The 25,791-nt window shown below is 45.3% G+C and carries 22 protein-coding genes, 1 tRNA gene and 1 other RNA gene; 3 read left to right on the top strand and 21 right to left on the bottom strand.

Annotated features, from left to right (window positions below; translation table 11 throughout):
• Position 1 precedes the first annotated feature (1 nt).
• From HZB61_02715 to HZB61_02785, 15 genes are all read right to left on the bottom strand, one after another.
• Positions 2–3,265, bottom strand: a complete 3,264-nt coding sequence (locus HZB61_02715; GenBank protein ID MBI5055517.1) for an efflux RND transporter permease subunit — start codon at positions 3,263–3,265, stop codon at positions 2–4.
• Positions 3,262–3,663, bottom strand: a complete 402-nt coding sequence (locus tag HZB61_02720) for a four helix bundle protein (protein ID MBI5055518.1) — start codon at positions 3,661–3,663, stop codon at positions 3,262–3,264. The genes HZB61_02715 and HZB61_02720 overlap by 4 nt, the downstream gene beginning before the upstream one ends.
• Positions 3,664–3,718: 55 nt before the next feature.
• On the bottom strand, positions 3,719–4,861 hold the full coding sequence (locus HZB61_02725) for an efflux RND transporter periplasmic adaptor subunit (protein MBI5055519.1): 1,143 nt from the start codon (positions 4,859–4,861) through the stop codon (positions 3,719–3,721).
• Positions 4,862–4,886: 25 nt separating this feature from the next.
• Positions 4,887–6,227, bottom strand: coding sequence for a TolC family protein (locus HZB61_02730; GenBank protein ID MBI5055520.1), 1,341 nt, complete (start codon positions 6,225–6,227; stop codon positions 4,887–4,889).
• The gene (locus HZB61_02735) at positions 6,217–6,615 is read right to left on the bottom strand and encodes a FixH family protein (protein MBI5055521.1); all 399 of its coding nucleotides are present in this window, start codon (positions 6,613–6,615) and stop codon (positions 6,217–6,219) included. Before HZB61_02735 ends, HZB61_02730 begins: the two co-directional genes overlap by 11 nt.
• A 106-nt stretch (positions 6,616–6,721) precedes the next feature.
• A complete protein-coding gene (gene recR, locus HZB61_02740; GenBank protein MBI5055522.1) occupies positions 6,722–7,315 on the bottom strand; it encodes a recombination protein RecR in 594 nt (197 codons plus the stop codon).
• A 176-nt stretch (positions 7,316–7,491) separates the two neighbouring features.
• Positions 7,492–7,821 (bottom strand): YbaB/EbfC family nucleoid-associated protein, encoded by a 330-nt coding sequence (locus HZB61_02745; protein MBI5055523.1) that lies wholly within the window; start codon positions 7,819–7,821, stop codon positions 7,492–7,494.
• 59 nt (positions 7,822–7,880) lie between these two features.
• A complete protein-coding gene (dnaX, locus tag HZB61_02750; protein MBI5055524.1) occupies positions 7,881–9,584 on the bottom strand; it encodes a DNA polymerase III subunit gamma/tau in 1,704 nt (567 codons plus the stop codon).
• 121 nt (positions 9,585–9,705) lie between these two features.
• Positions 9,706–9,804, bottom strand: an RNA gene (ffs, locus tag HZB61_02755) — signal recognition particle sRNA small type.
• Between the two features lie 90 nt (positions 9,805–9,894).
• Positions 9,895–9,985 (bottom strand) — tRNA-Ser (locus tag HZB61_02760).
• A gap of 161 nt (positions 9,986–10,146) precedes the next feature.
• Positions 10,147–11,160, bottom strand: coding sequence for a tyrosine-type recombinase/integrase (locus HZB61_02765; protein ID MBI5055525.1), 1,014 nt, complete (start codon positions 11,158–11,160; stop codon positions 10,147–10,149).
• Positions 11,157–11,444, bottom strand: coding sequence for a helix-turn-helix domain-containing protein (locus tag HZB61_02770; GenBank protein MBI5055526.1), 288 nt, complete (start codon positions 11,442–11,444; stop codon positions 11,157–11,159). The genes HZB61_02765 and HZB61_02770 overlap by 4 nt, the downstream gene beginning before the upstream one ends.
• A gap of 282 nt (positions 11,445–11,726) precedes the next feature.
• Positions 11,727–13,994: a hypothetical protein gene (locus HZB61_02775; protein ID MBI5055527.1), complete on the bottom strand. Its 2,268-nt coding sequence runs from the start codon at positions 13,992–13,994 to the stop codon at positions 11,727–11,729.
• Between the two features lie 121 nt (positions 13,995–14,115).
• Positions 14,116–14,394, bottom strand: coding sequence for a hypothetical protein (locus tag HZB61_02780; protein MBI5055528.1), 279 nt, complete (start codon positions 14,392–14,394; stop codon positions 14,116–14,118).
• A gap of 168 nt (positions 14,395–14,562) precedes the next feature.
• Positions 14,563–15,207 (bottom strand): hypothetical protein, encoded by a 645-nt coding sequence (locus tag HZB61_02785; GenBank protein MBI5055529.1) that lies wholly within the window; start codon positions 15,205–15,207, stop codon positions 14,563–14,565.
• Positions 15,208–16,509: 1,302 nt separating this feature from the next.
• Between HZB61_02785 and HZB61_02790 the strand changes: the two genes are divergently transcribed.
• Positions 16,510–17,532: an HD domain-containing protein gene (locus tag HZB61_02790; GenBank protein MBI5055530.1), complete on the top strand. Its 1,023-nt coding sequence runs from the start codon at positions 16,510–16,512 to the stop codon at positions 17,530–17,532.
• Positions 17,533–17,847: 315 nt separating this feature from the next.
• Here HZB61_02790 and HZB61_02795 read toward each other — a convergent pair whose 3' ends face one another.
• Positions 17,848–18,153: a hypothetical protein gene (locus HZB61_02795; GenBank protein MBI5055531.1), complete on the bottom strand. Its 306-nt coding sequence runs from the start codon at positions 18,151–18,153 to the stop codon at positions 17,848–17,850.
• 172 nt (positions 18,154–18,325) lie between these two features.
• Between HZB61_02795 and HZB61_02800 the strand changes: the two genes are divergently transcribed.
• Positions 18,326–18,526 carry a helix-turn-helix transcriptional regulator gene (locus HZB61_02800; protein MBI5055532.1) on the top strand — a complete coding sequence of 67 codons (201 nt, stop codon included), beginning with the start codon at positions 18,326–18,328 and terminating at the stop codon, positions 18,524–18,526.
• A 76-nt stretch (positions 18,527–18,602) separates the two neighbouring features.
• On the opposite strand, the gene HZB61_02805 is transcribed toward HZB61_02800, so the two are convergent.
• The 4 genes from HZB61_02805 to HZB61_02820 form a co-directional block, all read right to left on the bottom strand.
• On the bottom strand, positions 18,603–19,448 hold the full coding sequence (locus tag HZB61_02805) for a hypothetical protein (protein MBI5055533.1): 846 nt from the start codon (positions 19,446–19,448) through the stop codon (positions 18,603–18,605).
• Positions 19,449–19,479: 31 nt separating this feature from the next.
• Complete coding sequence (locus HZB61_02810) at positions 19,480–20,541, bottom strand: hypothetical protein (protein MBI5055534.1); 1,062 nt, start codon at positions 20,539–20,541, stop codon at positions 19,480–19,482.
• 256 nt (positions 20,542–20,797) lie between these two features.
• Positions 20,798–22,282, bottom strand: a complete 1,485-nt coding sequence (locus tag HZB61_02815; protein MBI5055535.1) for a TM0106 family RecB-like putative nuclease — start codon at positions 22,280–22,282, stop codon at positions 20,798–20,800.
• A gap of 191 nt (positions 22,283–22,473) precedes the next feature.
• Complete coding sequence (locus HZB61_02820) at positions 22,474–23,337, bottom strand: hypothetical protein (protein ID MBI5055536.1); 864 nt, start codon at positions 23,335–23,337, stop codon at positions 22,474–22,476.
• Between the two features lie 407 nt (positions 23,338–23,744).
• Here HZB61_02820 and typA point away from each other — a divergent pair, with 407 nt between their 5' ends.
• Positions 23,745–25,553, top strand: coding sequence for a translational GTPase TypA (gene typA, locus HZB61_02825; GenBank protein ID MBI5055537.1), 1,809 nt, complete (start codon positions 23,745–23,747; stop codon positions 25,551–25,553).
• 64 nt (positions 25,554–25,617) lie between these two features.
• On the opposite strand, the gene HZB61_02830 is transcribed toward typA, so the two are convergent.
• Positions 25,618–25,791, bottom strand: a 174-nt coding sequence (locus tag HZB61_02830) for a hypothetical protein (protein ID MBI5055538.1), incomplete at its 5' end; no start/stop codon positions are given.

The following is a 25,791-nucleotide window of genomic DNA, read 5'->3' on the forward strand; positions in this document are numbered from 1 at the left end:
ATTACGCCTTAAACTTCCTTCTCTTCCAGATCAAATAAATAGCCGGATAAATTGTCAGTTCAAGTATCTCAGAGGTGACAACGCCGCCGATCATCGGGGCGGCTATCCTTTTCATTATGTCCGAACCAGCGCCGTGGCTGAACATGATGGGGACAAGTCCGGCGAGTATCACGCTGACAGTCATGAGTTTAGGCCTTATTCTCTTGACAGCGCCGTGCATGATGGCGTCCTTAAGGTCTTCAAGGTTATTCATCCTTCCTTCTTTTTTCCACTGCTCATAAGCCAGGTCCAGATACAGGAGCATAACCACGCCTGTCTCCGCGTCCAGCCCGGCAAGGGCTATCATCCCGACCCAGACCGCGATGCTCATGTTGTAATTGAGCATATACAGAAACCAAAAGGAGCCCACCAGGGAAAAAGGCACGGCAAGAAAGACGATCATAGTTTTTGTCGTGGATTTTGTATTTAAATACAGGAGCACGAATATTATTAGAAATGTAAGAGGGATTACGAGCTTGAGTCTTTCATGCATCTTGACGAGGTATTCATATTCCCCACTCCATACAAGACGGTAACCGGCAGGCAGCGTTACAGCGGATGCCACTTTTTTTCTGGCGGTCTCGACATAGCCGCCGAGATCGCTACCTGAATAATCGACATAAATATAATTTGTAAGAAGCCCCTCCTCGCTCCTGATAGTTGTGGGGCCTTTTGTAATATTAATGTCTGCAAGCTCGCCAAGAGGGACCTGAAGGGATTGGGGGTTAGGGGTTGGGGATTGGATAGACTGACCCATTCCTTCCTGCCCTTTGCCCTCTGCCCCTTGCCCCATCGCTACCGGGACCAGTATCCTCTTTATCTTTTCAATGTCATTTCTTAACTCTCTTGGATAGCGGATGTTGACAGTATACCGCTCCCTGCCTTCCACAGTGGAGGTAACATTCATCCCACCGATCGCAGTCTCTATCATGTCCTGCACGTCGTCCATTGACAGGCCGTAACGCGCTATCTCTGTTCGCCTGGGCTTAATATCAAGAAAGTATCCTGTCGTTACCCTTTCGGCATAAGCGCTTCTTGTGCCGGGGATGCTTTTGATCGCGTCCTCAACCTCCCTTGATATTTTCGCTATTTCTTCCAGGTGCGGGCCGATGACCTTCACCCCTACATTTGTTTTTATGCCTGTCGCATTCATGTCAATCCTTGCCTTGATAGGCATGGTTATGGAATTTGAAACTCCAGGGATGCTCAGCGCGTCGTTCATCTCGTTCCTGAGCTTAGTCATGTCCATCCCCTTCCGCCACTCTGATTCCGGCTTGAGATTTACAACGGTCTCAAACATTTCAAGAGGGGCCGGGTCCGTGGGGGTCTCCGCCCTTCCGGCCTTGCCGAAGACCTGGTACACTTCCGGGATACTCTTTAGAAGCTTGTCCTGGATCTGCAGGAGTTTTGAGGCCTCGGATACAGACGCGCCGGGCACGGTAACAGGCATATAAAAGAGCGACCCCTCATTTAATGGCGGCATGAATTCCGTGCCGAGCTTCATGGAAGGAAAAACTGTAATGTCGAACATCGGCAATATGAATATAACGGCGGTAATGAGGACAATTATCAAAGAAAACCCAATGATGGTCTTGCTGTATCTCAGGGAAAATGCCACTCGCGGCCTGTACAGTTTACCCAGGAAATGGACAATAGGATTCTTTTCCTCCGGCCTTATTTTTCCTCTTATAAAAAGAGTCATCAGGACAGGCGTAAGAGTAATCGCGAGGAAGGATGAAAAGAGCATCGCAAAGGTCTTCGTATATGCGAGGGGCTTAAACAGCCTGCCAGCCTGCGCCTGAAGTGTGAACACCGGAAGAAAGCCCACCGTGATCACGAGCAGCGAAAAGAACAATGACGGGCCGACTTCCTTAGCCGCCTCGATGATTACGTCGGCTCTTGTCTGTTTTCTGTCTTCTGTCTTCTGCCCTCTGCCCTCTGTCCTCTGTCCTTCATGTTCCCACTCCTCTAATTTCTTATGCGCGTTCTCAACCATTATTATTGACGCATCAACCATTGCTCCTATCGCAATAGCGATGCCGCCGAGGCTCATGATATTGGAGGTGACGCCGAGGTAATACATGCAGATGAATGAAATGATGATCGCAACAGGCAAGGTTAGAATTACGACAAGCGCGCTCGGAAGATGGAAGAGAAATACTATGCATACCGCGCTGACGGCGACGGAAAGCTTGATGATTTCCTCTTTGAGCGTGTCAATTGAGCGGTGGATGAGATCGGTCCTGTCATATGTTGTGATGATCTTCACTCCCTTTGGCAGGGAGGGCTGGATGTCCTTTTCTATCCGCTCCTTTACGCGCTCTATAACGCTAAGGACATTTTCTCCGAAGCGGACCACGACGATGCCGCCTGTTACCTCGCCTTTTCCGTCAAGCTCGGCAATGCCTCTCCGTATCTCAGGGCCTAATTGTATCTGAGCTACATCACGAAGGAGTATGGGCGTGCCGGTGTTGTTTGTTCCGACAGAAATATTTTTCAGGTCATCTATGCTCTTTATATAACCGCGCCCTCTTACCATGTATTCGGCACCGGAGAATTCAATAACTCTGCCTTCAACGTCTTTGTTGCTCTTTCTGACAGCATCGATGACCTTCATGAGAGACAGGTTGTAAGCAGCGAGACGGTTAGGGTCTGTTGTTATCTGGTATTGTTTGACAAACCCGCCGACACTGGCCACCTGTGAAACCCCGGGGACGCTCTCAAGGGCAAGTTTTATATTGTAGTCCTGCATAGTGCGGAGCTGCGAAAGATCGTGGCTTGCGGATTCATCAACGAGCGCGTAACTGAAACCCCATCCAAGACTGGTGGCATCAGGCCCGAGCACGGGGTTTGCTCCTGCCGGCAGTTTCCCTTTTACGATCTGAAGATATTCGAGCAGGCGGCTCCTGGCCCAGTAGATGTCCGTCCCCTCTTCAAAGATCACATATATGAAGGAGCTGCCGAGAAATGAAAACCCGCGCACTGCCTGGACCTTTGGCGCGGCGAGCAAAGATGATGTTATCGGGTATGTTATCTGGTCTTCCACAAGGTCAGGGCTTCTGCCTTCCCACGACGTGAAGACTATGACCTGCGTGTCGCTCAGATCAGGGATGGCGTCGAGCGGCGTATTTCTAAGCGCCCAGTATCCCCACGCGCAGAGGAAGAATATCATAAGAAATATGATGAACTTGTTCCTTGCGCTGTATTCGATAATTTTAGAAATCATGATTTCCTGGGGGTTGGGGATTGGGGGTTAGGGTTTAGTTTTGAGACAAGACTTCTGATTTGTCTGCCAATCACGGTTATACGTTCTATAATTTTCTCTTTTGATTCTTCATCCATGTAACCTAATTCGCTTGCTATTATCATCTGTGTTTCCAATTCTGCTAAAGAACCTAATGCGATAAATAAAAATTGTTTAAATTCTGCTCTATGGTTTCTAATATGTCCTTCAGCAATATTAGATGGTACTGAAACAGCAGCACGACGAATTTGACTGGTTAAACCATAGGTCTCTGCGCTTGGAAAAGTTTTCGTTGTTTCATAGATAACTTTTACAAGTTTTATTGCATCCTGCCAAATTGTTAAATCCCTAAAACTTTGTATTTTGCTGTTTGTTCCCATAACCAAGACCCAATCCTTTTTTTCTTTTCCGTCACCAACCCCTAACCCCCAACCTCTAATCCCTTTTTTTAATCGGCGTTATTCCTTTCAACTGCGCTTCCGAATCAATGAGGAATGTTCCTGATGAGGCGACTTTTTCTCCTGCCTTTAATCCGTCAATGACCTCTGCCATTCCGTCAGCTTTCAGCCCTAATGAAACTTCCCTCGGCTCAAAATAGCCCTCTCCTTTATCAACATAAATTATCTGCCTTGCCCCTGTATCAATTACTGCGCTGTCCGGGATTACGAGCCTCTTGCCCATGTCGATCCTGATTTCAACATTTGTGAACATCTGGGGCTTCAGTTGAGCTGACGGGTTGTTTATGGTGAATCTCACCTTGGCCGTACGTGTTTCACCTGCAAGTGAAGGATAGATGTAATCGACAGATGATGAAAAGACCTTGCCGGAGAAATAACTGAGGCTGATGTCAGCGGCCTGCCCTATCTTGATAAACGGTATTTCATATTCATAAATGTCCGATATGACCCAGACGCTTGATAAATCCGCAAGGTCAAAAAGTTTTTCACCCGGCATCACACGCATCCCCTGCAGCACGGCCTTCTGAACGACATACCCGTTTGCGGGGCTGTAAATCGTCAGGGTCCTTACCGGCTTTCCTGTTTCCTCTATCGTCTTTATCTGCTCATCGGTTATGTCCCATAATTTCAATCTCCGCCGGGCAGCATCAACCAAACTTCCAGCATCTTTTGACAGCATTGAGCTGATTGCTGACTGCTGACCGCTGACCGCTGATTGGTTCCACTTCAGCACATTTATAAATTCCTGCTGGGTCGCCACAAGCTCGGGGCTGTAGAGCTCCGCGAGCGGCTCGCCTTTCTTCACATACTTCCCGGTGTAATCAATGTAGAGTTTTTCTATCCATCCTTCAATTTTTGTATTTACAGTGGTAAGCATTTTTTCGTTATATTCAACGCGCCCCACGGTCCTGATGATCTTCTGCATCGGCTTCACAGCAGCCTCTGTTGTTTTAACGCCGATCAATTGCTGTTTTTCAGGCTCGATCTCAACAGCCGGGGCCTCCTCCTCTGCCTGCGGCGCTGCCGCTTCATGCTGGTGCTGGGAATATGATGGAGAGGTGCTGAGAAAGGCTAATAAAAAAATTATCAATCCGGGGATCATTAAGGCTTTTGTTTTCATTTTTCTTTTTCTCCTTTACTACCAACTACGGGCTACTAACTACCGGGCTAATTACCGCCGTCAATGCCTCCAGCCTTGCAATTGTCTTTTCCCTCTCCGTGTATTGTTTCCAGTAGAGCGCTTCATAGTCAATAAGTGATTTAAGTCTTGTTATGACGGTCAGGGCCTCAACTTTTCCGTTAGTGTATTCGGAAATGGCTGATTCAAAATCCTGGTAGGTCTTGGGTATCAAGCCGTTTTTATACAAGTCCATCAGTCTCTCCGAAGACTTGAGCATGGAGTAATTATCTCTTATGCCCGAGGAAAGCATGACTTTTGTGTCGGCAAGCTCATGCTCGGTCTCCTCAAATGACGCCTTCGCCTCAAGCACCGCCTGCCTTTGTTTCGTCTTATAAAAGATCGGGACATTGAACGTAGCGGTCAGGCTCCACATGTCTTCAAAATATTTGTTTTTTGCGAAATAGCCCGCGTTGACCGTGAAATCCGGGTAGTATTCTTTTTCAGCCATGCGGACTTTTGTCTTTGCCCCTTCGAGCATTTTCCCCCTGGCCTTTATGAACGGAGAATTTTCAAAAGCTGTTTCAATAAGTTCATTCATCTCACGGTTGAATAAAGTGGGGGCGGCATCAGACGGCCTTCCGAGCGGTGAATTAATGTCCCTGCCGATTGCGGCATTAAGCATCGCCTCAAGGGACTGTATCTTTTGCTTCAGCATCTCCTCCTGTTCAAGAAGCATATATTTTTCGGTCTGCGCCATTATCACTTCCTGCTGCGGCGCCATCCCGGTTGAATACCTGGCAAGGGCCGCGCTTTCTATCCTTGAAAAAAGCGCTGTCTTGTCCTTGATGAGGTCGATATTCTTGTATGAAAAAAACAGGTCGTAATAAAGTTCTTTGACCCTCTCTATTGTTTTTAAACGGGCTGAGTCCGTCAGGGCCTTCAGGCTTTCCGAGTCCCTTGCAGCCATTTGGCCTTTTAATGAGAGCTTGCCGGGATACGGGAACATCTGCGAGACAGAGAACATCCACATGGAATCCGAGGCCATCTCCTCGTCAAAGGTGTACGGGTCCCTGATTCCGTCATTCTGGTAGCCGAACATGAACATCGGGTCGGGAAGGCTCTCCGCCTGGGGTATCCTGAATCTTGAGGCGGATTCCCTCGCATTCAGCATGAGGACTTCATGATTGTTTTTCAGCGCCTCGTCGATCAGCGGCTGCAGTTGAAGCTCTTCGGCGAAGGCCTCAGGTAGAAGACAGAAGACAGATAACAGAAGACAGACAAAATTGCACACAAAGCAGATTGAGAAATCTGTGCTCTGTCTTCTGCCTTCTGACTTCTGTCTTCTGACTTCTGTTTTACTGTGCATCTACGCTGAATTTGACTTTTGATGTCTTGTCGCCGCGGGTTATCTTTACAACGACATTCCATGAGCCGGACATTGAAAGGTCCATGACCGCCTTATATTTATTTTCCTTCAGCTCAGCATCGGCCTTGTAATCCATAGCGGGCATTCCCGGCATTGCCGGCATGGAGTATTCAACCTTCACCTTTACGTCTGTCACAGGCTTACCTGAAGCGTCTTTGACTTCAATTTCTATATTGTTTTTGCCAACCACCGGTGGATTTTTATCTATCTTGATAGCCACATCAAGATCGCCGGCCTTCTTCGTTACCTCATAATCTTTGGCGTAAGCTATTCCAAAGAGGAACAGTCCTGCCATCATGACCAGCAAAGCTTTTCTAATATGTTTCATTGTGACCTCCTTTTGTTTACATGCCATTAATAGGCACTATTATACCTTGTAAATCTCTATCAATCTACATAAATTATATAGCCGGAAAGTGAATAAAATATGAAATTTACAGTTCTTTTCTGCCTTCGATGGATTTTGAGAGGGTGACCTCATCGGCAAATTCAATGTCTCCGCCGATGGGAAGCCCGTAGGCGATGCGGGATATTTTTACTCCAAGGGGTTTCAGAACCTGGGATATATACTGGGCTGTAGTTTCGCCTTTTGTGTTGGGGTTTGTCGCGATGATGACTTCTGTAATGCCGCCCTGCTTCACCCTTTCAACAAGCTCATTGATCTTGAGCCTGTCCGGGGTTATGCCGTCAATAGGGGAAAGCGCTCCGAGAAGCACATGATACAGCCCATTGAAGATTTTTGTATTTTCAATAACGATGAGGTTGCTCGGTTCTTCGACAACGCAGATCGTGCTTCTGTTCCTCTGCGGGTTTTTACAGATGGAGCATATCTCGTCTTCAGTGATGTTAAAGCAGGTCCGGCAGAAGCGCGCCTTTTTCTTTATTTCAATAATGGCGTTAGCTATCGAGACCGCTTCCTCCTCCGGCATACCCAATATAAAAAAGGAAAGCCGCTGCGCGGTCTTCCTGCCGATACCCGGAAGCTTTGAAAGTTCGTTTATGAGATTTTCAACAACGCCGTTATTCATAATTTAAAAATATGGTCCGCAGATTACACAGATTTTTTTGTCATTGCGGCCTGTCCGCAATCCTTCTTTCAATCACAAAGGCGATAAAGAAAGATTCCCGACAAGCGGGAATGACAGGCAGTGCACTTATTACCTTTCAATAATCTGCGTCATCTGCGAAATCTGTGGATAAAGCCTTACCCGAAGATATTTCCCAGGCCGGGAAGGTTCATGCCGCCTGTAATTTTTTTCATGTCTTCCGACACCAATTGCTGCGCCCCCCGGAGGGCCTCATTCACTGCTGCGACTATAAGGTCCTGAAGCATCTCAATATCGTCGGGGTTTACTACGTCGCGCTCGATCTTCAGGGAAACGATCTCCGTTGCGCCGTTGGCTGTAGCGACAACCATGCCTCCGCCTGCCGACGCCTCATATGTCTTCTTTTTTGATTCCTCCTGGACCCTTCCCATCTCCTCCTGCATCTTCTGCGCCTGCTTCATCAGGTCGCCTATCATCTTCTTATTCATAAGACCTCCGTAATTTACGATTATTTTCAGCCCGCATAATTTATAAACCTGCGGCCCTCTCAGTCACTGTTATCCGCCCCTTTGTCTTCTTCGAGCGATTTAACTTTTACCATGGAACCGTTAAAAATTCTCATCGCGTCCTGCACAATCGGCTCGGAGAAAACCTTTTCCTTCATTTTATTGATATCATTTTTTATTTCTTTCTTGGGCAATGCAAGGATCTTTAATTTAATGCTGTGGCCGCTCAGTTTTTGAAGGATCGGGTTAATAACAGGGGCGCTCTTCCTTATTGAATCCGCAAGCACGGACATCCCCCCGTTGAAGCCGATCGACAGTTCTGCCGTTGTCATATTGATAAGCGTGGCCTCTGCAAGCTTGCAGGCAAGCAGATGGTCCTGCGAATCGAGATGTGCGATCAATTTCTGCCAGAGTTCTTCCTTGTCCGCTGTTACCGTTATGATGTCCGGGGCGGGTTGTTTAACCGGTTCTGTTTTTTTTTCTGCCGGTGGGGCCTCGGAAATTTCGGGTTTAGGGTTTCGGATTTCGGATTTGACCGGTGAGGGACTTTCCTGAGTGTTTTTTAATTTGTCGTGTGCCGGTTGTGGCCCTGATTCCCGTACATAATCCGCACCCTGTGGACCGCTGAGCATTTTCATGACGTCCCCTATGGAAGTCATCCCCTTCACAAAAGAAGTCCTGAGAAGCCCGAGTTCAAGTGTATATCTCGGATTGACGGCGTTCCGGACCTCTCCCTCAAGCCTGAGGAGTTCGGTCAGGAGCAAAGTAAGTTCTTCAATGCTGACACCGGCTGCAAGCCCCCTCAGCCTTTCCGTGTCCTCTCTGGAAAATTCAAAGACGTCTTCAGCATCTTGTGTTATCTTCACGATGGTAATATTTCTGAATTGCTCGACAAGTTCCTTTGCTATCTGCCGCAGGTCGCTGCCCCTGTCAGTGAATTCCTTTATTATCGAAAGGGAGGAGGACGCGTCTCCCTTTAAAATAGCTTCCGAAAGATTGAAGATGACCTCCGCGTCAGGAAGGCCTAAAAGCGTCTGAAGCTCTTTTTCCGTTATGTCGTCGCTGAAAGAGCAGGCCTGATCAAGAAGGGTCAGGGCGTCTCTCATGCTGCCGTCAGCCGCCTTTGCTATCATCTCCAGAGCGGCCTCTTTGATATTTATCTGTTCCGCGTCGGTAATTTTCCCGAGCTGCTCTTTTATCCTGTTTTTGGTGACCCTGCGGAAAGAGTGGTGCTGACACCTGGAGAGAATAGTTGCCGGTATCTTTTTCGGTTCGGTTGTGGCAAAGATGAAGACCACGTGCGGCGGCGGCTCTTCGAGGGTTTTAAGTAGCGCGTTGAAGGCAGGCACGCTCAGCATATGCACTTCATCGATTATATAAATTTTATACTTACCGCCTGAAGGCGCGTATTTCACGGTCTCCCTCAGTTCACGCACCGCGTCAACGCCTGTGTTAGAGGCGCCGTCGATTTCAAACACGTCAACGGAATGGCCTTCGGTTATCGCCTTGCAGCTTTCGCATTGGCCGCATGGGTCGCTGCCGGTCCTTTGCAGACAGTTCAGCGCCTTGGCAAGGATGCGGGCGGAAGATGTTTTGCCAACGCCCCTGGGACCTGAAAACAAATAGGCGTGCACGATCTTCCCGCTTGACAGGGCATTCTTGAAGGTCTTAACAACCGTCTCCTGTCCAACAAGATCGTCAAAATTCTGGGGGCGCCATTTTCTTGCAAGTACAATGTAGCTCATAATTAAGTAGTTGGTCGTTAGGGGTTAGGGATTAGTAAAAAAACTACCGCTCAATCTTTACTACTTCTTTTGCTTCCTTTACTAACCCCCAATCCCTAATCCCCGTCTTTTTTTAAAGCCGGGCCTTCAGGTTATCCTGCGGCACACAGGATAACTGCTTACCGTTGCTTCCTTCCGGACCTGGCGGGATTCACAGCATACTGTTGCACAGGGCCCAAAGACCCGACCCAAAAATAGCTCTCGGCGATCAGCCTTCAGCAATCAGCTAACAGACCATAGCTGAAAGCTGACGGCTGATCGCTGTTCTTTCTGGCGGAGAGGGAGGGAGTCGAACCCTCGAGACGGTATTAGCGTCTACACGATTTCCAGTCGTGCTCCTTCGGCCACTCGGACACCTCTCCAGAAGCTTAAAAAAGCTAAATTAATATTATATATCAAATAGTTGTGCACATGAGGCCAATTTGTCAAAATTGTACAGAATCGCTCGAAATGCCTCTTTTTTGTCATCAATTTGCAGTCAAAATGCATACACAGAGACCTGTTGACTGCAAAAGTCGTGCTCCTAAAATTTAAGGGTATTGATCGCATCGCGTAAATGTTCCGCTATCAGTTTCGTATATATCTCGGTTGTCTTTACAGTGGTGTGTCCAAGAACCTCAGACACTATTTTTAACGGCACCCCCTTCAGCAGCATAAACGTTGCCGAGGTATGCCTCATGTCGTGTAGTTTAACATTTTTCAGTCCTGCATTATCAGCATACTTTCTGAATTTCTTGGATACTTCCTTGGGGTGATAGTAACAGGAAGGAAATACCGGACCTATATGCTTTTTCCGGTAGAAGAGCAGTTCCTTCAAGTTATCTGCAAGGGGAATAATCCTGGTCTTGGTTTTACTCTCCTTAATATGAACCATCCATATGTCGTTGTTTTCCTTGAAATCCTGCCACTGTAGTCTTGCGATCTCAGTCCTGCGTCCTGCGGTGTACAAATAGGTAAGGAGAAGCTCTCTATCTTCCTGTATGCTGATTGCAGACAGCAGCTTTTCGATCTCCTGCTTGTTGCAGGCCCTCGGAAGGCTGTCTTTGAGCTTGATTTGCTTTACATATTCCCATGGGGTCTTATCAATATACTCCCATTCAACTGCCTTTTTAAAAGCTGCCTTAAGGTGCCTTATAGCGATGTTGATGGTGGTGGGTTTCAGGGTATTTCCCCTGAGATGATTAATAAATTCCTCGCATTGTTTTCTGGTAATAGAATTGATCAGTGTAGCACCACCGAGGAAATCAGTCAATTTGTCAAAAGATTCTTTGTCTAACCTTGTAGTATTCGATGCCTTGTTTTCTTCTCTATGTGCTATATATTCTTTTGAGAAATCAGCAACAGAGCTATATGATTTTCGCTCCAACTGGATCAGTCTGCCGAGCAGAGCCTCTTTCTCTATCTGTTTAAGGAGCCTTTGGGCAAGAAGCTTGTCTTTTGTTTTCAGGCTCTTTGCTTGTCCTCGCCTGATTTCTACATAGTAGGTTCCATTTTTTCTTTTGAAAAGTCTCATGACAGGAAATTTTATTATATTCATCTTACAAATCGCAATGTTGACAAATGGATTTTTACCGGGTCTTGGAGCATGAAACTATCAATGCTTTCACGGTCAATATACCATTTGCCTCCGAGTCGTTTGGCATATATGCAGCCATCTTTTTTTATATACTCCATAAGAGTGTTTTTCGACATCGAGGTGTAGGCGCAAGCGGCTTTTACGTCCATCCAGCGGGGGTAGCTGTTCTGACCGGAAAGATTAATAACCCGGCGCACAAGCTCTTTAAGCTCGTGGACGTCACAGCACAATTCTTTTTGATCCATCTGTTATGTATTACTTCTGGGAAGAATCCGGGGATGTTGGGCTGGAAGGATCGGGATATAGAAGTTATTGAATAAGAAGATGCCGGTTTCTTGTAAAAACCAGATATTCTATCAGCTCTACGTTTTGCAACAAAGGCCGTGCTGGTTTTCTCAAAATTACAAATTTATTACTTCGAAGTAGGCAAGATAACCGAGGACAAGAAGTTCCTTAATTTCTGAGTTTCAGGCGCAAATTAAGCTGTAATATCAATACATTCCAAACATTATGCGCTGCTGGATGGCTCAAACATCATACTCAGTTAATAACCCGGCAAGGATTTCATCGACAACGTCACTTATCGGTTTCTTCCATTGGAGGTAAGGATTGTCCGATAATTTTTTCTTTACGGTTGCTTTTAATTCCTCAAGTCTGAGTTTTTCTTTAAACTTTGGGAATATCTGTTTCAGAATTTCCTCTGTGCGTTCTTCAATCTTTGCCTCCCTGATAAGTTTGTCTCTGACCTTATCCTTTATCTTCTGTTCACCTTTGCTTTCAAACTCATTGGACAAGATATGATCTGGTGGAATAAGCTTGCCGTTTGCATAATCCTCCATCTTTTTATCCAGCCACTTAATAAAGGTAGGGGTATCCATTGCGTTTAACTCAATCCGGTTGGATTTGTACCATTTCTGCCATCGAACGGATACATAATCCGCACAGTTCTTTGGCTGCTTTTTCTTTAGCGTTTCAACCTGAAGTCCCATGTCAAGACCTTCTTCTGCTTCTAATCCCAAATTTACAACTCTGACTTTTCGTTGGGGCCTTATCCTTGTTGCTTCAACAAGGGATTGATAAATGAGCGTTCCGTCAATATCCGCATCATGGATACAGAAAAAAAGAAGCTCTTCATCACTCTCCCCGATCAAATCCAATACATCTCTCGCAGCTCCGGTTGAGTAGCCTTTACTTGTCAGTAAAGCGCAATCATGCTTTTCAGGCCATTTTGCGCTCTTTAATATTTCAATAAAACCTTCCTTTTCACAGTAAATGATTTTGTTAAAGGTCCATTCAGGCGTTTTATAGTTTTCGACACTTAAGGTGCCCAGCGTGATGGTTTCCTTAAGATGCGGATGATACAGAACACCCCGGTCGTCTCTGTAAATATTCCGTAACTCAGAACCTTTCTCAGCCTCATGCCCGGTTATTATTTTTATGAAGTTTTTATACGTCAGATCTTTCCCCAATTCTCTGTTTACTATTGCTCTGGCAACGTAATAAATCTGCCTTTGAGAATATCTGTAGAGATAGTTATCGCTCGATTTAATCATTGCAACATCGAGATTATCCAGCACTACTTGTTTTTGAGATATTTTCTTTTGCTTGGGGTTGCTTTGCTTGGACTTTGATTTTTTTATAGCGGCTGTAATTGCTGCTCCGATCTTATCGTTCAGAGCGGAAAAGTCCGGCGCCTTACTGTCAGAAGTGATAGGCATATAGGGGGTTATTACATTTACCAATATCTCTTTTGGTGTTTTTACATTTGCCCTGCAGTCAATCCCGCAGCCAAACAGCCAAACATCCTGAGGATACACATGAGTGTTGACATTCCCGGTTACAGGAGTCCTGTTCACACAAAAGGTTGAACGAAACTTATCAGAGTTTTTTACCCATACCTCAAGAACATAAGGCACGATAGGCTGTGACATTTGCTCCTCTAATCTTATTTCAAAGTTGCCGTGAGTTTTATGATAAACATCAAAGCCTTCGATATCGCCGACAAGCCCTAATCTCTCGGTACTAACCGGCTTTGCCAGCTTTCTCATCCTGAGCTGCAATCTCTCGATATCCACTCTGTTTAACTTTTTGACTTTCTTTACGTTGAATTCTTCAGCAATCTTCCATTTGATATCCCCTGAGAGGGAATCAAACTCTTCAACGAATCTTGCAACCGTCAAGTCATCAGGAGACGACTTGACCAGTTCGTAGAAAAAGTCGAAATCATACCAATGAGGGGAAGTCTTGCCTTTATATCTATTGCCTCTGTTTAATTGAATCGCTTTATTGCTCCATTCAAAGACGTTGTTCAGATTAAAATTCGGAAGTGTCACTTCAATCCGGGTTCCGGTTTTATTATAATTTCCGGTCTGCCTGTAAAGGGTTTCACCGGCATCAAACTGCGGGAATAATTGAAGGCATCTTCCTCTCGTCATGACTTTTAAAGTGCCTTCGCTTACCAACACTGAAGCTGCTATTACTCTTGATCCATTGCCGACCGCGCCCCGTGTCGGCATCCTGTAATATTTTGTTGACCGTAATGGCCGATTGATTGAAAAGAGACTTGCTATTTCTTCATCAGTTCCGGAAATCCCTTTGCCGTAATCCTCAACAAAGAATCCATTCCCTTCCAATAAGCCGGTCTCGCAGTGTGAACTTGCATCTAATGCGTTGTCTGTCAGTTCTTTTGCGACTAACTTCGGTAATAGGTGGATATCAACCCCTATAACCTGCTTCAATCCTTGTAACGTTCTGAAAAGGGTCCAATGTTCTCTTTCATGAAAACTTGGGGCCATATTATTTACTTCTCCTGTTGGTAATCAGATTCAAGATGGCCATTGAACATCCTGTAATAAAATATCGGTTGTTTTTGCCGCTTAATTAAGTGAAGCCTTCTGCTCCTCGTTTAGAATGTTTTTATCGGTCGAATGCGTTTGCAAAGACAGTACCTAAATCGGGTGGTAAATCCGGGTCAGATGCCTGACCTGCATTTGTCTTCTGCTTACCATTAATCATATTTGCCACAGCCGGATTTTTATCAGTCCTGTTGTCTGCTGACGACAACTTCCCAAGGACATTGCAGTAGTGAAATGCCGCCATTTTCAGGTATGCGCTTCTGTTCTTAACGTCTTCGAGAATTTTCATTAGCTCGGCTTCAGCCGGATTCTTTGAATTCAGTGTCACTTTGATAATCATTTTCCCATTCATGACCTCCTGTCTATTTACTGCTGTATTACTTTCAGATGGTTCCGAATGAGATACCATGTGGTTTCCGATCCTGCAGAAAATGCTTAATCAAACGTCTTCGGTTACCGGCTGGTACTTAAACGGTTGCAATCCAAATAAAAAAGCCCAGAGGTAAAACTATGCCTCCGGGCTAATCCAAACTTTATATATCTTCCTGCGGGTATTTAGACGCAGGTCGGCCTTTATTAAAGCAACCTGATGTTTGCGGGCCTGTTTTGCTGTCCACAAGGCAAGTCGCTTTTTTTGTTCTACAATACCGCTGAAAGCTGGTATGCCGTTGATCAAATTAAAAGTCTTGATAATGTCCCACCTGTTTTTTGTTTTCACAACATCTGCCATTACTGCCTTAAAGCCTGCATAAGTCTCTTTCGTAAAACGAACAGAGCAGACTTCGTTATTGACGTATATGACGAGCGAAATATTATCGCTCACCTTTACCGTCATTGGCTTCTCGCAAACATCCGAAAACCTGTCATCATACAGCACATGATCCGTAGAGCCATGCGTATGCATGATGATAGCAGTAGATTCATATCTCAGATAGAAGAAATTTGCGACGCGTTTTTCTTTCAGCCTGCACCGCTGGAACTTGGACTTTTCCGTCTCGTATTTCCTGATCAGCTTCCGGTCAATTCCCAGCCATTTGTCGCGCTTCCTTTCGGGCAGATCTGTAACGTGATAGAACAGGTACCCTCGTCCGATCAAGTACACTATCTCCTGAATGAATCCCTGCCAGCTCCCTGTTAGATAGTTATAAGCCATAAAATTACCTCCCGGTTTTTTATTAAGCTCGGCCTCCCGGCCAGCAGCTTTCCTAATTGATATCACTTAAATAGCAGCATCAATAAGTAAAGCCACTCCCAAAAAGGTTCAGCAAGGTGTAGTCTTTTACGCGCCGTATTAAACGGGATGTCATTCCCGTCCGGCATCGGGTCACCACTGCCTTGCAGTGACCCTCAACGCTATTCAACTACGCTCCTGATCCTCGCACGATTTCTCGCCGTTCGGACCGTGCCGCCTTAGATAATTGTGTTAAGGAAATGGTCAGGTCGCTCACTTCGACGGTTGTGTGCATATGCACGACCCCGAATATGGAAGCAGGTCCTTACTCGCTCCAGAGGAGTTTTCGGATACCCGTCGAAGATCAAAGCAGTTCGGCCTCGCCTCTCCATTTCCTTTTACCCGGTCGCATCCTCCTGAAACGGATAGGATGCTTTCCCGCCAGGCATCATTGGCGGACTTTAAGGGTTCAGCTATACACCAACCGGAATTACTTCCAGTCAGTTCCCCCTCCGGGTCAGGTGTTACGTCATTACTGACGTCCCACTGGATGGATTTTCACCACTTCACAATTACCGTACCTTTCCCCTGAATGGCCGGGGAAAGATGATGTCGGCGTCGCCCATACTCAGCAAGGCAGTGGGTAGAAGACATCTTACAGCCAGCCCCCGTTACCACCGGACAAGCACGTCTCCATGCATCCGGCGATGCCTTATGTATCTGCATCACATGTGACTGTGTGAGTAGCTATACATAACCCTTCTCCTCTGCTGAATATTCAAAGTGAAGAGCCGCTGAACTTTCTTGGAAAAAAACTATCCTTTTGGATTTGATGTGGGAATGAAACAAAAGAAAATACTCGCTTTTGAAATCCTTTAATTTTCAATCGGTTTTCCCCTGCGCAACTTCCATATAGAATATGGGCGTATAGCAGAGCAAAAAAAATAATCAGGGTGCAAAACCCGTCTTGGAATCCGCTTCACCAGCGGAGATAAGGTAAGTGCCGGATGTCCCGCGCGTAACCCAGCAATTAGAAGTTCGACTATCGGGGTTGTCTACTCGAAGTTAATAGTTGTCTGTATATTACCTTTTGATTGTCTGAATATGGTTCTGAATTCATAATTCACCAGTGCTGTTATCTTTACCAGCATCATTTAGCTGCCCATGTTACGGGTAAGAGCATGTCTTTTTTCCCCATTTTGTGGCCATACAATAAATCCGACTGTTCGAAAGACATTTGACAGTTAAAAAGTAATACAGCTATATGATAAAAGAGGTCAAAATATGAAAGAAGAAACATCGCTTTCCGATTCTGTGAAACTGATCTTGGGCTGCTATATTTACCCATACCGCGACATTTACGAGTTTCAAAACGCACTTGATATCGTTGCGGAACTTATAAAGCTGCTTGAGAAATACGGGGATTGCCCTTCTGTTGTGGCTACAGGGAGCGGTCCTGAGGCGGATACTTCACCAGCGGTAAAAGACAGACTTGCTGGCGTCACCCTCAGGGAGCATTCCTATGGAGTGACATTGAATATGGTCAAGGCCCTTAAGAAGAGTATTACGGACTATGAAATGCACATGCCGAAGGCGGTAATCACCGGCCTCGCTCATGACATAGGAAAGATTCCCCATTTAATCTCGAATTCAGCCGGTGAGGTGTATGAACATCAGATAATTAGCGCCCGGTGGCTTGAGGGAATGTTTTATGGGAAAAATCAAACCCTCGCAAGCCAAGTGATAAACGCAGTAGGGAACCATCACATATGCCTGAGGAATGATTTGGCCTGCATGTTGAAAAAAGCTGATCAGGAAGCACGGCAATCAGAACTTGTGAGATTCTCACGGAATCCCAGGATAGCGTCCCTGGATACATGGTTTAGCATAGAGGATTTTTACTGGAGGATAAGGCCATATATCAATTTTCCAAAGTCAAACTGGCAGGCATTTACATTCAGGGACCTTGTCTACTGCAAACCACAATTGATTTATGAAACAGCAAAGGCCCTCTGCGAAGAGGCAAATATTATTGACCCGCTATTTCGGAGCAAGTTGTCATATGATAGAGCGTTGCACGGGATTATTAGTTTCCTCAGGAATTATGATTTTATTCCCGATCTGTTCGAAAAAGGGAAACCCCGGAGACTTTATGCAATCAAAACCGAATTGGGCTCAACTCACAAAACATATTTGATCCCTCTCAAACCAGTCGGCTTTTATCGATGGAATGAAATTGAAAGGAAAAAGACAGAGTTCTTTTTAAGAGATGTTAAATCTGTGTATCCGACCGGGAAAGGCGATTGAAGTAATTCGCTTATTTTCCAAAAAAGTTAAGGTTCCCGATTTGGTCGCAGGCTGTCACAAAAGCAGGAACCCCTGGTTCCTAATCTTGTTGCACGATGTTACAAAAGCAGGAACCTTGGTTCCATTTATTGTTTCACGTGTCACAAAATATAGAACCTGTGTTCCATTTATCGTTGCATATATTGCAAAACATGGAACTTGACTTCCCGCTTTTGTCGCATGTGCTAAAAAAGCGGGAAGTTAGATGAGGACATTTTGGCACATATTTTGGCCAGATGTATTTATTTCATAGCACATCACACTAAAAAAACAACCTTATAAGCCACCTGCAGCCTTAACCTCTTCAAATTGTTTTGCAATAGCATTGATGCGCTCTAATTCACCCGGCGCTTTTTCTTGTGCTTCATCCGGCGACATCCCGGAACGGACAAGGGCGTGGAAGATCTCAAGGAGTTCTTCCTCATAAGTCATGCCATCCTTCAAGGAGTAATAATAACAATCCACCGGCATTTCACAATGTTTGTCTTTATTTTTTTTCCTTGCATGGATAACAGCCTGATTTAATATCTTCAAGGCTCTTTCGGTTTGCCGTGAGTTTCTATTGTCTTTTGCTTCGCTCATTAAGCCTCCTTTTGCGTGTTACATTGTCATATTAAATAATAATTATGCTTCTTGAATAATATTATATCGTTCTGAATCACACATGTCAAGGCAAAATAACATTTAAAATGACATTTTTATATTTTGTTTGATAATATAGTATTACTTTTAAGCTTGTTCTGAACGTAACGATATGATTAAGTGCCATTTATCAAGAATAATGGGCGAGAGAAAACTGAAGATCGCTGACGTTGCCCGGGACATCGACGTTCATAGAAATACCATTACCCTTCTCTATTACGAAAAGGCTCAGAGGATAGACTTTGAAGTTCTCGATAAGCTCTGTAAGTATTTTAATTGTAAGGTTGAGGATATTCTGGAATATAGAGAATAATGTTCAGAAGTTAATACCCCAGTTCATGTTTTTTAGTAACACGCATGTAAACATCGAGAGTACATTTGGTAGTTTTTTATATCGATATCCCCAACTTACTGAGTAACGCATTCACCCGCTCGTAAGCATCTCTCTGTATGCGCTCCTGTTCATCGGGCCCGACTACTTCTTCAAAGTCTGCAACTGACTTCGGGCCGAAGGCTTTCTCTGAAGAGAACTTCCCAGCGATCTTCTGCAAGCCTTCCATAACGAGTCCATGATTCAGGTGTGGTTTAAATTCATCTACCAGCGCATCTATCCCGCCCGGATAATTCAGCAGGCAATAGTAAATGTCCCAGGCATCCTTTTCTTTCATGCGGGTTTCCATGGCCATCCCCTTCATCACAAAGAATGGCACAATAGAAGCAACGCGAACAGTAACTGAATCATGTGCTCCATTAGGAAGCGTCCCTTCGATCCTGATCTCTTTTGACATCTCAAAGGCGAGATCGCATCCTCTTACTTTACGAGCCTGTACTCCCTGTATTTTCTGGTGACGATGACCTTTTGAAGTCCCCTCATATTCACCAGCCAAGAGGTCGATTTGTACCTTGACCTGCTGGTCTCCCACTTTCACATCTCTAAAAAAGATAAATGGCTGCTCTCCCTGCTGATATCCTCTACTCATAAGAAGATCCTGAATTTTCTTGTATCCGGCTTCCTGAATCTTCTGATGGTTTAGGGCGATGTCTACATCCATGCTGCCAACATGTGGGCCGCTGAAATGGGGTAACAATACTTCAGGAATCCAGCCGCCGATGAGGACGATATCATCTTTATATTCACCCAGTAGATGAACCAGCTCTATGAGCACAGAGCGTGCAGCCTCTACCCCTTCGGCCGTATAATCTCTTCGAGTTACCATATTTAATTCTAATGTCAACTAACGTTCATACATTGAACACAACTTACGATCATTTGTTCATAGCTGTCCATTTTGTTTTTATTACATCTCTCAGCAAGACTTCCGCAGCTTCCTCGCCTCTGCCTTTATACCCTTTCAGGTCAAGATATGTCTGCAAAGGCGACACGATCCTGATATCTTCAATTATCTGATTCCCGTAAAAAACCCCTTCGTCATAAGGACCGAGGATAGTTATATTAGCCCCGCTCTCTACCTTTTTCAAATTCAGTAATGATGCCACATCCTCTCTGTCATTGTATACGTAAGCCATTGCACGTGAGTAGCGCACCGCAGGGGCATAGCGTGCTGCGCCGGAGAAACCTGTCAGCGCATACGCAACACCTTTCTCCTGGCAGATCTTTGAAATATCGGATTCTATTTCAGGAATGCTTTTCAGTGAATAATAATTGCACACTTCATTCTTCCGGTATGTATATACATTCGCCCATTCTTCAAGTAGCTTCCACGGGGCAGTCAGTGAGAATCCATCCTGCTTCGTGATCCACTCACGATCAAGAAGGAGTTTCTTCACGTTAGCGACCTGTCCTAAACTAACCATTGCTTCATCGGCGAGGTCCTGCGTCTTCCATACCCTTCCGGGATTGTTTAATAAGACCCGCAGCACGCGGGAAGACTTTGGAGAAAAGAGTGATACGAGGTCTCTTTTCGTCCGGAAGGGATTCGTCTTTCCTGTCTGCTCAATGTATACCTGTCCGAACGACATGAAACAGTTGCCGGCAAAGTCCAGATAACCAACACCATCTTTCATGCAGATCTCAGCTGACTGTGGAGATATGAAGGGAGCCATGAAAATAAAGTACGCATCCGGGAAGGTATCACGGTAGCGAATTAACTGATTGACTGCATTGCGAGCCATGCGCGGTTGTCCGTTACTCTTCACTTCAATGATGAGCACCTGCTTCTTGTCATCAAGAGTTAGAGTAACCAGAAGGTCCACGCCGTCTTTCTCGCGCTCAATAGATTCAATCTTCAAAAAAGGTATCCTATCAAGGATACTTTTTATGGTATCTTGTGCTTTAATTTCTATGTCCGGCAGTTCTGTTTTCATCATTTAAGCCTTTTTCAGCAATTGCTGAAAACTATTATTACACTGAAAAACGATGTTTGTCAAGGAGATGTTTTCACTGTTTGCGGCATTTTCAGCGTATGCTGAAAGTTTTAATTATAATGAAAATAATAATTAACTATTCAAAAAATAGAATTTTTAACTACAGTAGGTTGCGTTATGTGACTTTTTTTTGGGTGAGGGAACGTAAGAAAATTAATACATACGGTGCTCCGAGATCGTATAGTCACCGAAATTGTATTCAATGGCTCTTTTGCGACAGACTCCTGATTCCTTCCAAAAGCACCCTCGTTGCAATACAGTCATCCTCATTATATTCGAGTATACGTTGGTGGATGGCCTGGTCTCCCGACTCAATCCAGCGGTGATACCATTCAATTGATGCTGCACCCGACGGATCAGGGTCACGCCATTTGAATCCGAGATAGTATGCCAGGGTCTTGATGGAATGATCATTTGTCGGCCATTCAGTGCATGGTTTTATTACGTGGTTATAGAGATCAACTGCTGTTTCAGGTGAAAACAGTTCATGCAACTGTTCTTCGGTCATAACATGAGGATAACGTTCCCGCAATTTACGCCACACTGTTCTTTCATAGGGCGAATAATAATAAATGGCGCAGGGCCTTGATGATTGAATATATTCCCATGCCTGAGCAAATGCCTGCTCTTCATCTTCCGGGGTTGGAGAATCAGTAAAGAACGAGACGTATCGTTCTGAACTGCCCCGTCGTTCAATAAAGCCATGGAGGTAACAGATGTCCCTCATTGGGTCAGTTTCAATATCGAAGAACAATTCAGTTTCAGCATTCGGCAAAGTGAACTCTTTCTTGATATATGATCTACCGTCAGGTTGGATTAACAGCTTTGCCCGCGCCTGGAACTTCAGCAGGGAATCCGGTCCGATTCCCGGGAATAGAGTTTTTTTACCTTTGATAAGTCCGGAAATATCTGCGTTAGCCAGATCAGAAACCGTCCTGATGCTTGCAATCATAACATCCCTTTTTCCCCTCCCCAGTTCCGGAATCAGCGTCAAATCCTCGGATTCTTTCACTTCCTTCTTGCAAAGCGTTCTCCAACAGCATAACTTGCAGTTGGCTGCTAAAGCCGGGAGAGTCTTTATTGATTTCAGGCTTATGGCCCTTGCTTCCCCCATACAGGTTTCATAAAGGTCCCATAAGCTCTCCCTGTTTCTGACTCCCTGAGGATCGTTAAGATCATATGCAACCTCTTCACCGTGAATGTCCCATACAAAAGGACACCGTCCTCCTGAACCCCCAAGCCTCTCCAGGATATCTGTATATAATGCCAATTGTACTGCATAATGCTTCTTCGGTTTTCCCTCAGACTCTTCGCTTGCCCCCTCTTCACCAGCGCCGCTCTTTATGTCACCCGCTATGTAAAATTTGCCGTGGCGTCTTAAAATATCCGGCTCACCGACCAAATCACCAGCAGTTATTCGCCCGCTGTAAATCAAGTTATCACCCCGCTCCATCGCCTCCCGGGTCATGCGTTCTTTTTCTTCTCCTTTGAATTTGCTGAGGTCAGTAAAGGCTGTTTCCAGTCCTTCGATTACTTCTTTCTCAAAGGCACTACCTTTATCCCAGAGAAGTTGAACAAACGGGCTTACCGGATCACGGTCCTTATAATTACCAAAAAGATCCAGTGTGACCCTGTGAGGGCATTGGACGAGGTTGTATAACATTGAAGCGGTTATTTTGTTCATATTGAATTATTCGGTTTGAACAATGGGGGTGTCAAGTTAAAACAAGTGGTGTCGGGGCTACATTTTAGAGAAGTTTCTGAAGAATGTAGACCTGACACCACTCATTCCTTATTGCCGTCGTCTCGGGAATCAGGATTAGGATTCTCGACTTCTCCATATCTCTTTCAGCGATTTCATTTTAAGTGCATCTGTCAACTAAATACTCCATATTCTCGACCACCCTGCATTTCATAAAAAGTTTTTTGTGTTAATGAAATCTTTTTCCATCCTCTTATTTCTCTCTTGCTCCCAAGCTTCAATGAAAATGAACCATCTGTCTGCCGAGTAAATAACAGTGTTTTATTGCTATAGCTTAACGGCCCTTCTATCCCTGGCCTTGGAAGATTAAGTTTATCCATAAAGTTATTCCCAAAGCGCACACCACAATCAACAGACTTATTCTCATAATTTATTCGTACTCTACCCAGTGAAGTATTTGGCAAAACTTTACCAACAGCAAAACCGAAAAATACACGTGTTCCTCTCTGCATGTCTATCTGGTTACCTGGCAACCCTTTCCCCCTATTTTTGACAACATATTTGATATCAACCCAAAGGTTTAAGGCTGTGGCTAGTGCAACCGCTTTGGCAATCGGAACCTCTGACGCTCTTTGCTTGAGGCGTTTTACATGAAGGCTGTCATCTTCTGACGTAATTTGCTTTGGTTTAGGTCTTTTCTTTTCATAGCGATGGATCATTGCCTGATCTAATACAGTTGACATATCAAAAATGGAGTCAACTCGCTGAATTTCCTTAAAAAAAGAATGGAAGTACTTCCTGAAAGATAGAGGAGGCTGCTTTTTCCACATCATGGCCAACGAGTTTTCATATCCCATTGATAGCCCGCTCACGGTTAGATTAGCAGAACCTACAACCACTCCGAACGGCCCCTTATCATAATCGGAATTAGCGTCGAGAATTAATGTCTTTGCATGAAAACAAGTGATGGGACTAAAATTTCGCTCCATAACTTTTTCGAAGTAAGGAACACGTACCTCGGAATTTCTTAAAGACATTAATCCTATACCCGACAGCGCCTGTTTTTTTGCTTGTCCATAATTTCGGATAAAAAATCCGGCAAGCCAGCTTTATGACTGATTAGAGGACAGGTGGTATTTTACAATTATTATAATAGCAGAAGTGTCCCAGTGGAGGGATGTATTATCCCATGCGAATAGTTTATAATGAATCACACCGCCTTAGTTGTGAAACTTCCTGTTGTAGTTTCCCTGATAATTAACAAGGCAGCAGAGGATTGTCCGACAGCGGAATAAATTTAAGATTAACCACAGAGGACACTGAAAATAGAATAATTTTTCTATCCACAGATGTCGCAGATTGACACAGATTAAATAAAAACATTTATAAAAAATCTGTGTAATCTGCGGACAAGCTTTTCTCTGAGGTAAAAGAAAGAGGATTTATGAAAAGAGAAGATATAAGGAACATCGCTATTATCGCCCATGTCGACCACGGCAAGACAACCCTTGTGGACTGCATGCTGAAGCAGGCGGGAATTTACCGCGCCAATGAAAGGGTGCAGGAAAGGGTCATGGACAGTAATGACCTTGAGAGGGAAAAAGGCATCACCATAATGGCGAAGAACACGGCCGTTGAATACAAGGGCGTGAAAATAAATATCCTGGATACGCCGGGGCACGCGGATTTCGGCGGCGAGGTGGAGAGGATAATGAAGATGGTTGACGGGGTGCTGCTTCTGGTTGACTCATCTGAAGGCCCTTTGCCCCAGACAAGATTCGTTCTCAGAAAGGCGCTTGAGCTAAACCTGCCGCCTATCCTTGTGATAAACAAGATAGACAGGCCGGATGCAAGGATACAGGAAGTGCTGAATGAAGTGTATGACCTGTTCATTGACCTTGACGCAACTGAGGAGCAGCTTGATTTTCCCATTATCTATACAAACGCGAAGGTGGGAATCGCCAAGCTTGATATGAATGACGCGTCAGAGGACTTAATGCCGCTGTTTGACATTATTCTGAGAACAGTCACTGCGCCTGAGTGCGACAGCAGCGGCGTTCTTCAATACCTTGTCACAAACATTGACTACAACGATTATGTGGGCAGGCTTGCCATCGGCAGGATCTTTTCAGGGACCGTAAGGGTCGGAGATACGGTGGCCATGATAAACGCAAGCGGAGAGGCGCTGAAGAGAAAGATCTCAACCATTTATACCTTCCAGGGACTGGAGCGGATCGACGTAAAGGAAGTGGCTGCCGGCGATATTGTTGCGCTTGCGGGGATTGAAGGGATAAATATAGGCGACACGATCACTGACGTGGAGAACCCGAAACCCCTGCCGAGGATAAAGGTTGACGAGCCGACAATTTCAATTGTCTTTTCCATTAACAACTCGCCTTTTGCGGGCAAAGAAGGCAAATACGTGACCTCAAGAAATCTCAGGGAAAGGCTCGAAAAGGAACTCCTCTACAATGTCTCCATCAGGGTTGATTTTGACGGCGCGTCCGATTCATTCAATGTAATGGGGCGCGGCGAATTGCAGCTTGCGATCCTCATTGAGATGATGAGGCGCGAGGGATACGAGCTTTCCATTTCAATGCCTGAGACAATAACAAAGAAGATCAACGATGTTGTGCACGAGCCGATGGAGCAGCTCGTGATAGACGTGCCGGAGGATTTTGTCGGCGTGGTGACACAGCAGGTCGGGATGAGAAAGGGCCGGATGCAGAAGATGCAGAACAACGGAAACGGCAGGGTGAGGCTTGAATTCAGGATCCCGTCAAGGGGACTGATCGGCTTCAGGTCGCAGTTCCTCACTGACACAAGAGGCACAGGGCTTCTCAATCATTTATTTGATGGATACGAGCCATGGCACGGCCATATATCAAAACGGCAGACAGGCGTGCTTGTCTCCGACAGGCCCGGCAAATCAAACACGTACGCATTATTTCATCTTCAGCCGAGGGGGACTTTGTTAATAAAAGAAGGGACCCCTGTTTACGAAGGGATGATCATCGGCGAAAATTCGAGGGAGAGCGATCTGGACGTCAATGTCACAAAGGAGAAAAAGCAAACCAATATGCGCGCATCAGGTACGGACGAAGCGCTGCTTCTGATACCTCCAAAAATATTAAACCTCGAACAGGCGATAGAGTTCATCAAGGAAGACGAGCTTGTCGAAATAACTCCTCAGTCAATCAGGCTCCGTAAGAGAGTGCTTGAGGCGAACAAAAGGCCGAGGACTAAAGGGTAGAACTTTTCTATTGTAAAAAAAAGCCCGCCTTCTAAAGCAGAAGGCGGGCTTTTCAATAACTTTCCTACTGCCAGCGTTGTTCTGCCGTCAGATTGGATGACAGGGCTTTCTTAACGCCTGCTTTCAGTTCCTCTATCTCTTTATTCTGCTTTTCAATGGTCTTCTGCTGTTCCTTGACAGCCTCGATAAGAAGAGGGATCATCTCGGTATAGACAACACTCTTTTCTCCAGATGCACC

The sequence above is a fragment of the Nitrospirota bacterium genome, from assembly GCA_016214845.1.
Taxonomy (GTDB): Bacteria; Nitrospirota; Thermodesulfovibrionia; order UBA6902; family UBA6902; genus SURF-23.